General features: G+C 49.0%; 12 protein-coding genes. 11 read left to right on the plus strand and 1 reads right to left on the minus strand.

Features of this window, described 5'->3' with window-relative positions; all coding sequences use genetic code 11:
- Positions 1-3 precede the first annotated feature (3 nt).
- Positions 4-1,107, minus strand: coding sequence for a Gfo/Idh/MocA family protein (locus CI960_RS08660; protein ID WP_005857151.1), 1,104 nt, complete (start codon positions 1,105-1,107; stop codon positions 4-6).
- A 108-nt stretch (positions 1,108-1,215) separates the two neighbouring features.
- On the opposite strand from CI960_RS08660, the gene proS reads away from it, so the two are divergent.
- From proS to CI960_RS23160, 11 genes are all read left to right on the plus strand, one after another.
- A complete protein-coding gene (gene proS, locus CI960_RS08665) occupies positions 1,216-2,697 on the plus strand; it encodes a proline--tRNA ligase (protein WP_005857149.1) in 1,482 nt (493 codons plus the stop codon).
- Between the two features lie 66 nt (positions 2,698-2,763).
- Positions 2,764-3,891 carry a helix-turn-helix domain-containing protein gene (locus CI960_RS08670; protein ID WP_005857147.1) on the plus strand — a complete coding sequence of 376 codons (1,128 nt, stop codon included), beginning with the start codon at positions 2,764-2,766 and terminating at the stop codon, positions 3,889-3,891.
- Between the two features lie 557 nt (positions 3,892-4,448).
- Complete coding sequence (locus CI960_RS08675) at positions 4,449-7,247, plus strand: response regulator (RefSeq protein WP_005857145.1); 2,799 nt, start codon at positions 4,449-4,451, stop codon at positions 7,245-7,247.
- 391 nt (positions 7,248-7,638) lie between these two features.
- On the plus strand, positions 7,639-8,025 hold the full coding sequence (locus CI960_RS08685; protein ID WP_005857143.1) for a hypothetical protein: 387 nt from the start codon (positions 7,639-7,641) through the stop codon (positions 8,023-8,025).
- Positions 8,026-8,061: 36 nt separating this feature from the next.
- Positions 8,062-9,399 (plus strand): OmpA family protein, encoded by a 1,338-nt coding sequence (locus CI960_RS08690; protein ID WP_005857141.1) that lies wholly within the window; start codon positions 8,062-8,064, stop codon positions 9,397-9,399.
- A 16-nt stretch (positions 9,400-9,415) separates the two neighbouring features.
- On the plus strand, positions 9,416-10,360 hold the full coding sequence (locus CI960_RS08695) for a hypothetical protein (protein ID WP_022192686.1): 945 nt from the start codon (positions 9,416-9,418) through the stop codon (positions 10,358-10,360).
- 46 nt (positions 10,361-10,406) lie between these two features.
- Entirely contained in the window at positions 10,407-11,420 is a 1,014-nt protein-coding gene (locus tag CI960_RS08700) for a hypothetical protein (protein WP_005857137.1), read from the plus strand.
- A complete protein-coding gene (locus CI960_RS08705) occupies positions 11,417-12,355 on the plus strand; it encodes a hypothetical protein (protein WP_005857135.1) in 939 nt (312 codons plus the stop codon). Before CI960_RS08700 ends, CI960_RS08705 begins: the two co-directional genes overlap by 4 nt.
- Complete coding sequence (locus CI960_RS08710) at positions 12,321-12,941, plus strand: hypothetical protein (protein WP_005857133.1); 621 nt, start codon at positions 12,321-12,323, stop codon at positions 12,939-12,941. The genes CI960_RS08705 and CI960_RS08710 overlap by 35 nt, the downstream gene beginning before the upstream one ends.
- Before the next feature lie 35 nt (positions 12,942-12,976).
- Positions 12,977-14,566 (plus strand): hypothetical protein, encoded by a 1,590-nt coding sequence (locus CI960_RS08715; RefSeq protein ID WP_005857131.1) that lies wholly within the window; start codon positions 12,977-12,979, stop codon positions 14,564-14,566.
- The gene (locus tag CI960_RS23160; protein ID WP_154394869.1) at positions 14,548-14,685 is read left to right on the plus strand and encodes a hypothetical protein; all 138 of its coding nucleotides are present in this window, start codon (positions 14,548-14,550) and stop codon (positions 14,683-14,685) included. The genes CI960_RS08715 and CI960_RS23160 overlap by 19 nt, the downstream gene beginning before the upstream one ends.
- Positions 14,686-14,687 lie beyond the last annotated feature (2 nt).

Here is a 14,687-nt window from a genome sequence, read left to right on the forward strand (position 1 = left end):
CTCTCAAAAGAGCTGGATAACCGCTTTAGATTTCGCGCTTTGAATGGCAGCGTCCAATATCCGCACTACCATTAGGTTATTCTCCAACGAGGAAAGGTCCGTGGGAGGTACGTCAATCTCTTTACGGACAGCGGCTTTCAAGAAATAAAAGGAATCATTATAAGGAGCGTTCAAGGAAGGTGCTATTTCTTGGCGCTCCTTTCCGTTGGTATAAATTCGCATTTCCTTAGGCGTATCTTGGTAAATATATCCTTTGTCGCCATAGATATGCATATCTTTTCTACCCATCGGCCAACACCATGATCCCATGATCTGGACGGTTGCGGAAGGATATTCCACGATAATAGTTGCGTCATCGTCTACCTTGGGATAAAGATTCGGTTTATTCTGCCGTAGTACGGCGTATACGCTAAGAGGCTTTTCATCTTTCATGAGACGGGTGGCTAAGTTGGCTCCGTAACATCCAAAATCGATAACTGCCCCGCCGCCATTCAGCATGGGGTCGGTTAACCAGTCCGTGAACTCTTTTCCGCAGTTGATCTCGAAGGGACCTTGATGCCCGTCGTATACGTTGATACGATCGATCTTCCCGATAGCACCGCTGTCGATAAGGCGGAATGCCTCATGGTTGGTATTATACCACGTAGTCTCGTAGTTGGTAAGCAACAAGATATTTTTCTCACGGGCGAGCGATGCCATTCGGGTAGCATGTTCGTTATTGACGGCTAATGGCTTTTCTACCATAACATGTATGCCTCTCGGTGCGCAAGCCTCTACCACACGAAGATGGTCGTGGATCGGCTCGTATACGATGACCGCCTCCGGATGGGTCTTATCCAGCATCTCGCCAAGGTCCGCATAGAATAGGTTAGGATCCAGCTTATCCCGCAGACCGTTATGTTCCCGTAAGTAATCATCTTTCTCGGCGACTCCTACAATCTTGAAATCGCCTCTATCCAAACGGCTTATCACCTCCCATAGATGTCCGTGGGATACTCCTGCCACGGCCAGTCGCAAAGGCTCTCCATCTTGCCCTTTCGCCGTGAGAGTTAAGAACGTAAATGCACATAACATAAGTAAGTAACGTGTGATCTTGTGTATATTCATGATATTATCTATATATAGTTTTTACAAAGATATACGATTATTTCTTACCTTTGCAACCCATTACTTATTCAGATTAAGGAAAACAGTATAATTTAGAAATATAAAGAAATGGCAAAAGAGCTGAAAGAACTTACACCGAGAAGTGTAAACTATTCGCAGTGGTACCAAGATTTGGTAATTAAGGCAGATTTGGCGGAGAATTCCGCCGTGCGTGGTTGTATGGTGATCAAGCCTTACGGATACGCTATCTGGGAGAAGATGCAACGTATCCTAGACGATATGTTCAAGGAAACCGGTCATGTGAACGCTTATTTCCCCTTGCTGATCCCGAAGTCTTTCTTAAGCAAAGAAGCTGAGCACGTAGAAGGGTTCGCCAAGGAGTGCGCCGTGGTTACTCACTATCGTTTGAAGACAAATCATGACGGTACGGGGGTTGTCGTAGATCCGGCAGCTAAACTGGAAGAGGAATTGATCATTCGCCCGACTTCGGAGACCATTATATGGAATACATACCGTAACTGGATTCAGTCTTACCGCGACCTGCCTATCTTGTGCAACCAATGGGCGAACGTGATGCGCTGGGAGATGCGTACTCGCTTGTTCCTTCGTACGGCTGAGTTCTTGTGGCAGGAAGGCCATACCGCTCACGCTACTCGTGAAGAAGCGGAGATAGAAGCTAAGAAGATGCAAGAGGTTTACGCGAACTTCGCTGAGAATTATATGGCAATGCCAGTAATAAAGGGCGTGAAGTCTGAGAGCGAGCGTTTCGCTGGTGCTTTGGATACCTATACGATCGAGGCGATGATGCAGGATGGAAAAGCTTTGCAGGCGGGAACTTCCCATTTTTTGGGACAGAACTTCGGTAAGGCTTTCGACGTTACTTTCATCGACAAGAACGGCAAGAGCGACTATGCTTGGGCTACTTCTTGGGGAGTTTCCACACGTTTGATCGGTGCGTTGATTATGTCTCATTCCGATGATAACGGTTTGGTATTGCCTCCTCATTTGGCTCCGATTCAGGTTGTGATCGTCCCGATTTATCGTAGCGCTGAGCAATTAGCGCAGATCAGCGAGAAGGTCGCTGGTATCGTGGCTAAGTTGAAGGCGTTGGGTATCTCCGTGAAATATGACGACGCTGATAATAAGAAGCCGGGCTGGAAGTTCGCTGAGTACGAGTTGAAAGGTGTTCCCGTGCGTTTGGCTATGGGTGGTCGTGATTTGGAAAATAATACAATCGAGGTGATGCGCCGTGATACTTTGGAGAAGGAAACGATCACTTGTGATGGCATTGAGGAATACGTGAAGAATCTGTTGGAGGAAATCCAAGCGAATATCTTCAAGAAAGCGTACGATCACCGTGAGGCTAACATCATAAACGTAGATACGTATGAGGAATTTAAGGAGAAGATCGAGGATGGCGTCTTCATCATGGCTCACTGGGATGGAACCCCAGAGACAGAGGAATTGATCAAGAACGAGACAAAAGCTACGATCCGCTGTATTCCTTTAGCTGGAGATAAGACTCCGGGTAAGTGTATGGTGACAGGTAAACCGTCGGCTTGTCGGGTACTGTTCGCCAGAGCTTATTGATTGTTATGCTAAAAGATGAAATAAAATGAGGGATGCTTTAACCGAAGGGCATCCCTCTCTAAGAAAATGAGCTACCACGAATTTATACTTGTCGTTAACTTTAGTAGCATCATTATCTTGGTGTTATTGGCGATGTTGTTATTGATTGCCACTCGGTTTCGTGGCGAGAGTGGTTATGCCGCAGCGATTATCGTTCTTCCTAACATCCCTGTTTATATTTACAACATGAGCCGCATGCTTGGTTGGCATGATATAACGTTGTTCTTTTTCCCTATCAGTTATTCGGTCAATACGCTGTTGATGCCGTTGCTGTGGTTATTTACCCGCCGCAACTTTGATCTTGATCCTCGTTTCAAGCCTGTCCAATTGTTGCATTTTTTACCGGCGATTGTCTGTGTCGTTATCGTGTTATCCATTCCTATGCGGAAGCGTATGGAGAGTATACTTCATGAGGTCACCGGTGATGATACTTGGATCGGTGATTTTAACGCTGCCGTGATTACCTCGCAGATGATCGGTTATTTTGTCGCTATCTTTATTTATCTTTACCGGAAGAAGCAGTATATAAAGGATAATTGGTCTGATGCCGAATACATGCAAAAGGAATGGATTCCGAAACTTATGATCCTGTTCGCTGCCTTGTTTGTCACCGTGATGACCTGCTATGCGATTTGGCCTCGGACTGATGCTTGGTTGATACAGATATTGAATGTGATGGCGATGAGCTTCCTCGTCTATAATTTTATTGCTCATCCAACTGTTCCTTATATCCAAGGAACGTCACGGATGCTCGTTAAGGATGAGACGGTAGGGTTTCAGTCTATACCAGACGAGGAACAAATGAGAGATATATGTTCCCAAGTGAAAGAGTATCTGGAGACAACAAATGCTTTCCTGCGAAAGGACCTTTCCTTATCCATCTTATCGAGAGAGACTGGTATTTACCAAAAATTACTTTCTCGGTCGATCAACGAATACTTAAAACAGAACTTCTTCGAGCTTATCAACGAGATGCGAGTGGGGGAAGCCAAGCGAAGGTTGCTCCTGCCGGAGAATGCTGGTCATACGGTAGATAGCCTTTATGAGGAATGTGGTTTTCGGACTCGTTCCACGTTCTTCTTGGCATTTAAGAAGGTAGAGGGTTTGTCTCCCGCCCAGTGGCTTAATTCGGTAAAAAAACATACGGATCAATAAACGCAACAGCTAAAAAGAGTACATAAACTCTTTCCGGGTCTGATTTTATTACTATATTTGTGTCGCTATCGTCAGATAGCGGACATATTTAGACACTAGGAAAGTGTTTAGCTTCGTTCTCAGAGATAAAATCTGGTAAATTTTTCACGGGAGAATAAGTTGTACTCTTCACGTCATTGTTATATGCTATACGTATATGGACAAAGGGCGTGGGCTGTTGCTTATTTACCGTACGGGTTTACCAGAGCCTATCTCTTAAATAAGTTAATAGTCCCACGCTTTCCTCATATTAATACTATCCGGATCGGGGCTTACCGGATGTACATCTTCGAGGCATTATGAAAAAATATCTACCACGTTTCTCTTTCTTTTTAATGATTTTACTCCATTTCATCATGAAATCAGTCTGAATATACAGCTTTCGGACTTCTCTAAACATCTTGTTTTAGGTGATTCGGGAAATAAACACTCTCTTTGCGGTATCGATTGAATCTGTTTGTTTACTTCTGAAAGTATTTTTGTATATAAAGCATTTTTGTTTTATATGCATTTTATTGATGTGGATACTCTCGCTGATACCTTCTTGTCATCGAGAGGGAGAGGTTGGTCTTTCCCAAAATGATCAGGTGGGTATAGATAGTGTGGTCTCGGCCTGTCCGGACATCGATTCTCTACAATCATGTCTAAGGTATTTCGAGAGAACTGCAAATGAGCTGGGAGTGATACTCGCCTATAAGGAATTAGAGGTACGTTACCGGGAAGCGGCCCGTTTTAATGAGGCGATAGGATGCCACCGGGAAGGCTTGCGATTGGCTATGCAAAGGAAAGATACCTCGGAGGTCATACAGGCCTTGAATAATATCGGTACGAACTTCCGGCGGTTAGGTATCATGGACGAGGCCTCCAATTATCATTATAGGGCATTGTCGTTGTGCGAGAGACTGGGTGATAAGGAAAGCTATAAAGCAAGAAAAAACCGGACCATTTCCTTGAGTGGTATCGGAAACGTGTATCTAACATTGGAAAATTGCGAGATGGCCGACAGTATTTTCCGAATAGCGCTGGAAGAGGAACGTACCTTGGATAGTGATCTCGGCTTGGCCATGAACTATGCGAACCTTGGCTCTATCTTCGAGATGCGTGGCATGATGGATTCCGCTTTTGTTTATTACAATTATTCTATGGAGCATAATCGTGCGGCCGGGTCTGTTGTCGGCATTTCGCTTTGCCATAACCATATAGGACGCTTGTTCGAGAAAAAGGGACAATGGGATCAGGCGATACGCGAATATCGTAACGCATACGACCTTATGGTGGCGGACAACGATCTGTATCATTGGCTGGAATCGTGCCTGGCCTTGGCACGGGTGAATATCTACAAGGGAGATCTGCGAATGGCGGAGGCTTTCTTGGAGCATGCGGAGGGTGCCGCTAAGGTGCCGCGGGCGTGGAAGCATTTGTCGAGCGTGTATCATCTGGATTACTTGCGTTATAAGAAGCTGGGTGATTATAAGAATGCCCTCAACGCTTATACATCAAGTCTCGCTTATGCTGATAGCATGCGAAATACTGAGAATATGAACCATATACAGAACCTCCGTGTGGACTACGAGAAAGAGAGGAGCAACCGGAAGCTTTCATTGATACAGAAGAATTATGAGATGGGGCAGCGTACCAAGAATATTTTCCTGATCGCTTGCTTGATCGTACTCTTCCTTACGGTGGTAGCGATGGGCTTTTTATGGTATGCCTTGCGGATGAAGTCCCGCAATCAGCAGGTGATGCGGCGCATGGAGGAGGTGAGGGCCAATTTCTTCACGAATGTCACGCATGAGTTTCGTACGCCGCTGACGGTTATCTTGGGTGTGTCGGAAGAGTTGCGGAAAGGGGGAATAGGCGAGGAGGAACTCAAGACCGGGCTGAATATGATTGGACGGCAGGGAAAGAACCTGCTGGAATTGGTGAACCAATTATTGGAAGTGGCGAAAGTGAGATCTGAGATTGGCGATCCGGAATGGAGGACTGGAGATATCGTAGCTTATACGAGCATGATCGTGGAAGATAACCGGGCGTATGCCCGCCAAGGGCAGGTAGACCTTTGTTTTACTCCTTCGGAGACGATTATCAGCATGGATTTCGTGCCCGAGTATTTCCGGAGGATCATGGATAACTTACTCCGTAACGCTATCAAGTTCACGCCGAGAGGTGGGAGGGTTGTCGTGACGATGGAGTGTGTGGGGAGTATGCTTGTCACGCATGTGGCGGATACGGGCTGCGGTATAGCCGAGGAGGACTTGCCGCATATCTTCAAGGCTTTTTACCTAGGTGAGACCGGAGGGGCAGGCACGATGGGCACGGGGATCGGCCTTTCTTTGGTACGGCAGATGGTGAGGAGCATGGAGGGCCGGGTGAGCGTGAAGAGTACGGCCGGGGTTGGTTCTGAGTTTGTCGTGATGTTGCCATTGAGACATGGCGACTCCTTCTGGGAACGTTGGGTACCCGGCGAGGAATCTAACGATAACGCCTCTCATCCGGAACCGGACAAGACCGTGATACTGCCGGATGCGACGATGGAGCCGGATAGCACGTCTATGCGCCCGTCTATATTGATCGTGGAAGATAATGCGGACATTTCTTATTATATCGGCCGGCTGCTTAATGGTGCGTATCAAATAATATATGCGCAAAACGGAGCGGAGGGGCTGGAGATAGCGGCGGAGCAAATGCCGGACTTGATCCTCACCGACTTGATGATGCCCGAGATGGATGGCTATGAGTTATGTAGGCGGGTACGTGAATCCGAGGTGTTGAACCATATTCCGATCATTATCATTACCGCAAAATCAGGAGGAAAGGAACGTGTCTGTGGCTTAGAAGTCGGGGCGGACGCTTATCTGGAGAAGCCTTTCAATGCGGAAGAGCTGAATATCCGGATAACAAAGTTGCTGGAACAGCGTCGTTTGCTGCGTGAGAAGTATTCCAAGGCTATGCGTGAGGGGACAGAACTGAATGTAAAACTAAACCCTGCCGACCAAGACTTCTTGGCTCGCCTGAATGATTATATATATGCGTTGATATCCAACCATGGCTTGAACTCGGACATGGTAGACGATAAGATGTGCATGAGCCGATCCCAGTTGAATCGCAAGGTCCGTGCCATCACGGGCTACAACACTTCTGCCTATATCCTGCAGATGCGCATGGAGAGGAGCAAACGCCTCTTGGCCTCTACCGAGGAACTGATCGGCGACATCGCCCTTAAATGCGGCTTCGAGGATGCCAATTATTTCGCCCGCCTTTTCAAGCAGATCTTCAATGTAACGCCCTCACAATACAGGAAAAGCCTCATTCAATGATTCCGTGTAGCGGGTACTTCCGTGTAGAAAGGGGCTATGAAATTGAGAAATCCATATTTAACCTCATCATTGGGAAATCCGAGGGTATAGATATTGAATTCCGGATTGAAATCCTTGATGGTCAGATAGCCACTTTGGTAAATCACCGGGATAGGTCGGGTGGCGTCGGCTGTACATGGAAATATATTATAAACCAATCCGGGTACAATCCATCCTCAAGAATAACTCTTGTTTATAGAGCGTCTGTTACGATGGGCAACGTGACGTGCTTACAATGGGCATTATAAGGAGCTAATAATGCCCATTGTTATTCTTCCATAGATTCTATCGGAGGCGATTCGGCCAGCTAGCATTTCTAATCGACTGCTCTTTAATTAGTTAATTATTTTCAATGCGCAGATTCTCTTGGTTTGTCCTAGTGAAATGCGTCGATTATCCTATAAGAATGCGTCATTTCTCCTCACGGGCGATCGCTCTCGGGGCTAATTTTGCGAATAAAGAAATCGGACGTTTCACCAAATCTGGTTCGAGTATGGAAGAAGAAAAACACAAGAAGCCTTTGCTTTCTTATGAGGAGGTGATCGAGGTCATCGATGAGCGCATCTCGCGTGACGAGCCTGCCACTGCCGACGAGCGGATCAAACGTGTCGAGGAAGTGGCCGAGCAAATGGAAGAAGAACGTAAAAAAGGGATATCGTGCCGTAAGAAGGTTTCTCGCTTTTTTCGGAGATCCTTGATAAATCTGGACCGATCCATCAGAAGGTGTTTCGGTAAATAAATAGGAATGAATTATTAATCTAATGAATTAAAGGAAATGAAAAAGCTAGTATTTATTTTATCTGCCATGTTGCTCCTAATCGGGACAATGGACGTGCAAGCCCAATGGGGAAAGAAACTCCTCAAGAAAGCGGGTGAGAGTGCCAAACGGGCAACGGAGAGGAACGTGGAACGGAAAGTGGAACAGACCGTAGACAAGGCTTTCGAGGGAGCGGAGGATGTGGTGACGGGGAAAGGGAATAATAATAATGAAAAGGAGGAGCCACCAACAAGTACAAATTCACAAGGGAATTTTGAAACTATGGATGATGGGGAAGATGTGGCACAGCAGGAACAGCAACAACCACAGCAATCACTCGAAATGACGTATGCCAAGAGTGACTTCGTGCCGGGGGATGAGATTATTTTTGAGGATGATGTGACCCGGGAACAGATAGGAGAATTCCCCAGCCAGTGGGATTTATTAAAAGGTACTGTTGAGATCGCTCAAATCAATGGCGATAAGGTGATACTTTGCGTGAGTCAGGATGATCCGGTCATTGCGCCGCTATTCGATAATATGAAAAGTTATTTGCCGGAAAAGTTCACGCTGGAATTTGACTTTTGGGTAGGGCCTTTTACAAAAAAGGGAGATGATGAGCCGGAAAATTGCTATATCGTACGTTTTTACAAACCCGAATCGGGAAGTCGTGTTCAAACTATCAATCTTGACGACTGGTATTATAGTGCTTCAGACCATCGTACACGCCTAAGATGGGACTTTATTCCTTCCTCTGGGGAGAACAGCCGTAGCGGAAGCGATGACTCTTTTCGGACTATCCCGAACTCATGGAACCACTTCTCACTGTCCTTCAATCAACGGGCAATGAAAGTTTACATAAATGGTATCCGCTATGCCAATATTCCGAATACGGTAGCACCCGGACATTTTGACATACAGTTTTATAGAGGCGGTGGATATTTTACGAATAACACTTCCATCCGCAACATACGTGTCGCCAAAGGCGCAGTGCCATTGTACGACCGCATGATGAGCGACGGTAAGTTCATCACGTATGGCATCACCTTCGATGTCGGCAAGTCCACCATCAAACCAGAGAGTATGGGTGAGATCAATCGTATCGTCAAATTAATGACCGATAACCCCGACCTGAGATTCTCCGTAGAAGGCCATACCGATAGCACCGGCAACGAGGCTTCCAACCAGACGTTAAGCGAGGCCCGCAGCAACGCCATCGTAGGTAAACTGGTTGAACTGGGCATCAGTGCCGATCGCCTCTCCGCTTCCGGCAAAGGACAATCATCTCCCATCGCCGATAACGGAACGGACGAGGGTCGTGCCAAGAACCGGCGGGTGGAGTTTGTCAAGATGTAACGAATAAGTGAGCGATATGAAAAAGAAATTCTACATACTGATGTGCTTGGCGAGCCTCGTCTTGATGGTGACGGCTTGCGGCGGCAAGGAGAAGATCAAGGAGAAGCTCCGTGCGGCTACCGAGGCCGTAAAGGAGCGGAAGGAAGCGGCCGCCTCCGAAAAGGGGAGCGATCTGGAAATGGATAAACAAGGCGACAGGCCGGATAACGGTGCCTTTGTCGATCCGTCGCTCACGCCGGCCCAGCGTAAGGCGCTCGACAAGGAGAATCCGTGGTTCGCTCGCAACTTCCGTATGGAACTGACAGCTAAGTCAATGGGGAACAAGGTGAACGTGGAAATACAAAAGTCGGGCAAAATCCTTTATTACCATTTCTGGAACAACTCTGGCAATGTCGAGACGCTTATCCTGCTTGACGAAGGCGATTATAAGATTTACCAGATTTCGTCTAAAAACAAGGTGGCGCAGCTAAAGGCGACTTCCGACTCGGACTATTATGCGTTCTTTTGCGACAAGATAGGGAATGTGTATGGCATTGTCCATACTGCTCAGAAAGAGAAAAAGGTGGAACAGGACGATAGCTTTGTCCAGTCCAGCACGCAAGAATCTGTCGGGGTAGAGGACGTGCGTTGGGGCGGCTTCGATTGTGAGAAGATCACCCGTGTCACTGGTACCGAGAACGACCTGAGTGCCGGGATGAAAGCCATAGGAGACCTCTTTGGCACTAAATCCAGCATGGACAACTCGATTAAAGACTTGAAACATATCGAGACGACCGACATCGTCTGGATTGAAAAGAATAGCGGAGCTGTGGTACACCGCAAGTTCTCCGTGAAAGGAGGAGCCGGAATGGGTAACTATGCGGAACGGATGAAACCGCAACCCTCCGTCACGTTGCTCACCTTCTCGCCCGATCCGTCGTTGATACCGACCTCTCAGGAGGGCTATAAACTGGTGAAATAGGTATTCATATAATATAGAATGTATAACACGCTCAAATAAGAAAGCCATGAAGAAGCTATCGATTCTACTACTCAGTCTTGCCGCTATGGGAGCATTCGCTTTCGTCTTGCCTTCCTTGCCCACCGGGCAAAGTGGCGCTTATCCTACGGAAACGGCTTTTATGGCCGAGGCCGAAGAGATGTTCCAAAAAGGGAACAAGCTTTACGAGCAAGGCTATATGCTACAGGCGAACTACTATTACGGGCAAGCCGTGGTAGCCGTGGCCAGCCTTCGCTACGGGTTGAGCGAGCTGATCTACGTAAAACAGCGCGACGAGAGGGCCGCCGCCAAGAAAGCCGCCGAAGAGAAACAGCGCAAGGAGGACGAGGAAGATATGGAAGATTGGGGATGGGAAGATGAGGGAGGACTCCTTACTGCGCTTACCAACCTAATCGGGAAGCTGGATACGATGACCGAAAAACTGAGCCAGGAGCTTGTCAATATGGAATTGGATGAGGACAGCGAGCGGAGCGAGGCTTGGGACTTGTTGGCTACCCAAAGCATAGCGTCGCCTTACCCTTACTTCTTCGAGGCCATCTCGTGGGATTACAAGGGAAAGGAAGATAAGGCGAGAGAATGCTACGCCAACGCGATGTGCAACCCCGCTTTCCCGTCCACCGTATGGGATTTCTCCTATTGGCAGGACCTTACGAGCGGCGAGCTCAGGGCCATTGCCCGCAGGCTGCTCCCCAAGGAGGAGGAATACCGCAAGTATTTTCACCTGAGCACCTATAGCTGCCCGCACCATTACCTTAATTTCGACGATGACTACCTGACGGCGAAAGCCGCCGACACCTTGGTCGTATTACCCACGGCCGTGGGAGCGGCGCTCATGCTGTATGAGACGGCCGTACAGGCGAACCCCTTCAACGCACGCAATTTCGCCGGTGCCTCGTTGCTGAGCGTACAGAACGGCGATAGCGTAAAGGCCGCCTACTACCTGAACGAGGGGCTGCTGATAGATCCGGAGAATAAAGGATTGCAAACATTACTGAACGTATGGAAAGGAGGACACAAATGAAACGCATAGGATTCATATTTACCGTGATAACGCTATTCTGCTTGTCCGCTGTTTCCCGGGTGATAGCGCAATCGGATTGGAGCTTGATAAACTTCGACTTGATCAACCTGCCTTGCGAGCCGGGAAGCCATTCGTTGACCTATACCATGTATTACGGAGTCAACCCGTTTAAGGTTAAGTCGTTTAACGATATAGAGCGCCCCATCATCTTCGGGGGAGAGTTGGTCTGCACCAGATCCATCGACCTGAAAGAAAAGAAGGAGGCGGTAAACCGGGCCCTAAGCGACCTGGGCTGGAATTTCGCCACGCTGCGGCAAGTGATCGAAAGGGCGGCGCAAGCCAAGCCGAACGATATAACGAACGAGCAATTCTGGGACGACCTCGTGAGCATGAGCGGGTTGAACGGCCTGGCGGGAGACGCGTTGGCGCTGATCAGCGGCGTGAAGGATCGCGACAAGTATTACGAGGCGGAGAGGATACAGGGACGGCTCAAGAGCGAGGCGTACAAATACTTGGTGAATAAGACACTCAGCACGGTGGGTAAGATCTTCAGCCTGAAAGGGCGTATCGAGATCTTCTTGAACGCTCGAGAACGGGATAAGCAGAAATGGATCAACTGCGTGGCCGAGGACAATCTGGTCTCGCTCGCCCGTTTCTATCGCATCGCCAACAACCGCTTGTGGCAGATCGCGCAAACGAAAGGACAGACGTGGGTGCTGTGCATGAACGGTTCGGCCAACGCTCCTTTCTTTTATGAGGGAGAGATGTGCGTACAGCAATGGAAGATCAAGATGAAGCTGGAGAAGAGTTATCACGGGGCCAACGAGAAACTGACGGAGCAGCAGTTCTACGGGACTTTCGCTGGTGAGTACATCGGGTGGCTGGACGCCGAGGTGTTGTATGCAGAATTGGGATGCGCACTATTTTGTGGATAAGGAACTGCTACGTTTCGGACAAACAACGATCGTTGGAGACGCCCCGATGTTCGCCTCCGATATAAGGATAAACCAGTCGTATATGAAACTATGGGCGGAGAGCTGGGGCCTTGGCTTCAAGCACAGCACGAAACCCACGCAGGCCCACAACATATACCGCCTGCCGGTGAAGGTGGTGGTGAATATGCCTAAGAAACCGACCAAATCTGTTTACGCCAGCACGGAAGTATTCATGGGAGACAGGGAATGGATGCCGGGCGACAAGCCCCAGCCAGAGATCGAGACCTATTTCCAGTTGCAGCATAACGTGGCGGTATCCGGTACGGTCAGCGATGAGGGAATATCGTTCAAAGCCGATCACTACCTGAATTATTACGCCACGCGAGATTTCATCGTCATCGATGGGAACATAAACGACGGGCTTAGCATCAGCGGATTGGGAACGATCCCTTTCCGCAGCCAGGGTAGCGTGAACGACCCGATCCCCAAGGAGGGATTCGGAGGCAAGCCCGACGGGAGCATCCAGATACATATAGATCAAAGCTTGGATGACGTGGAGAAATGGGAGCGTATCCGATACGAATAGACGACAGAATATTCACCTTATAAACAAATACAACGATGAGAAAGATCTTGAACATCATGGCAATCGCCCTTGCGATATTCTGCAGGATACCGGTGGAGGTGCACGGCCAGAGTTTCTTGAAGAAACTGAAACAGAAAGTGGGCAACGTAGTAGGTACCAAGGATGATACCGCCGAGATAGGAGAGGAGCCTTTCGTCGGTGGAGATGGCGATCAGCCGACACGATCTGTCACCCCCACGGATAAGCTACAAAAACGTCGCACGGCTACCGCCACGTGGGACGAGATGATCGCTCCCAGCAGAGCCAACTCGCCGGAGGCCTTGCTGAACGAGCTTCCCCCGTTGCCTTCCGTCGAGAGCATCGTCTACCCGGAGGAAACCGCCCGTGCGACCTACTACCGCAAGATCGTAGCCGTGGATATGCGTATAACGGAACTGGATTCGATACATACCTGCTCGGACGAGGAGATGATCGCCCTCCGGGATAAGTTCTATGTAGAGTTGGCCGATATCAACGGGATTACGGTGGAGGAAATGAAAAGCTTGGAAGACCCGAACCTCCCCGAAGCGGAAAAGGAACGCTTGATCGAGAAGATGAAGAACGCCTTGGTAGGCGATACCCGGGGGCTTGAGGCCATGGGCGCCGATCTGGAGAAACGTGAGGCAGCCAAAGGAGGCAAGTTGACCAACGAGGAGAAGATGGCCTTCTTAGCGGAGAACCAAGGCAACCTGAGCGACCTAGGTTCCATGATGGAAAAAATGCAGGCGACGAACGAGAAAACGACAGCCTTCAACGCCAAGTTCGTCAAGCTGGAACAAATGACCGTGCAGCAAACCGAGAAGATGAAAAAGATACTACAGGCGAGCGATGGCGCGATCACGAGTTGCGAGAAGATCGCCGGGGAATACGAATCGGAATTAAAGACCCTCTATGCCCAGATCTATGAGACCGACGACAGCCAGAAGGTTGAGGAACTTTATGCCCGTGCCGACGAGCGGATGAAAAACTATCGCCTCCGTGCCGCCAAGCTCTGGCGCAACAGCCTGCAAACCCAATTGGATGGGGTAAAGGCCATGTATCCGGACATCGTGAAGTTGCAGAAAGAGATGATGCAGGAGGGAATCATCCCGGCCTGCGCCGAGAAACGTGCCTCGTTCAACGCCGTGACCAATTACACCAATATCTTGCACAAGGCGTATTGCGACTTCCCGCAACCGCGGGTGTTGCCGGTCTACATGGAGACGATCATTGAGATTCCCGAGGGTGAGCACCTGTTTTACGCGGAGAGTGGTTTCGCCACGTCGGTCGACGGCTTCTTGAACAACAGCCGCGTCTACACCGCCGACAATGCGGGCAAGAGATACCTTTACGAAAACGGCAAGAAGCGGGAACTGGGGCCGAACGATCCCGGCGATTTCCAAGCGAAAGGGGCACGGACGGAACCCACCTACGGAGCTTGGACCTCGGCTAGCGGCACACGCAAGGTGACCTACACGCGCGACGGATCGCTTACCCTGCATGACGGCACCTCCTTCTATCCGCTGGCTTTCAAGAAGGAGAGCGACAGGCTGGTGTGGATCATCGCCTCGTCTGCAGGTGTTGAAAAATGCACGTACAAACTATAGCGGTATTCCTCGTTGCGTTGTTGGCGCGAGCTCTCAGCGGATCGACCGCCTTGGCGCAGGATTACCAAAAGATCTTTGAAAAGGAATGGATAGAAGCTGATAAGTACGTGGCGGGATAACG

It is taken from the genome of Parabacteroides sp. CT06 (assembly GCF_002257605.1).
In the GTDB taxonomy this organism is placed as follows: Bacteria; Bacteroidota; Bacteroidia; order Bacteroidales; family Tannerellaceae; genus Parabacteroides; species Parabacteroides distasonis.

Excerpts from the sequence above, each read along its gene's own strand:
- CI960_RS08690 (WP_005857141.1), top strand. The coding sequence starts at position 8,062 with ATGAAAAAGCTAGTATTTATTTTATCTGCCATGTTGCTCCTAATCGGG.
- CI960_RS08670 (WP_005857147.1), top strand. The coding sequence starts at position 2,764 with ATGAGCTACCACGAATTTATACTTGTCGTTAACTTTAGTAGCATCATT.
- CI960_RS08695 (WP_022192686.1), top strand. The coding sequence starts at position 9,416 with ATGAAAAAGAAATTCTACATACTGATGTGCTTGGCGAGCCTCGTCTTG.
- CI960_RS08660 (WP_005857151.1), bottom strand. The coding sequence starts at position 1,107 with ATGAATATACACAAGATCACACGTTACTTACTTATGTTATGTGCATTT.
- proS (WP_005857149.1), top strand. The coding sequence starts at position 1,216 with ATGGCAAAAGAGCTGAAAGAACTTACACCGAGAAGTGTAAACTATTCG.
- CI960_RS08675 (WP_005857145.1), top strand. The coding sequence starts at position 4,449 with ATGTGGATACTCTCGCTGATACCTTCTTGTCATCGAGAGGGAGAGGTT.
- CI960_RS23160 (WP_154394869.1), top strand. The coding sequence starts at position 14,548 with ATGCACGTACAAACTATAGCGGTATTCCTCGTTGCGTTGTTGGCGCGA.
- CI960_RS08705 (WP_005857135.1), top strand. The coding sequence starts at position 11,417 with ATGAAACGCATAGGATTCATATTTACCGTGATAACGCTATTCTGCTTG.
- CI960_RS08710 (WP_005857133.1), top strand. The coding sequence starts at position 12,321 with ATGCAGAATTGGGATGCGCACTATTTTGTGGATAAGGAACTGCTACGT.
- CI960_RS08715 (WP_005857131.1), top strand. The coding sequence starts at position 12,977 with ATGAGAAAGATCTTGAACATCATGGCAATCGCCCTTGCGATATTCTGC.
- CI960_RS08685 (WP_005857143.1), top strand. The coding sequence starts at position 7,639 with ATGCGCAGATTCTCTTGGTTTGTCCTAGTGAAATGCGTCGATTATCCT.
- CI960_RS08700 (WP_005857137.1), top strand. The coding sequence starts at position 10,407 with ATGAAGAAGCTATCGATTCTACTACTCAGTCTTGCCGCTATGGGAGCA.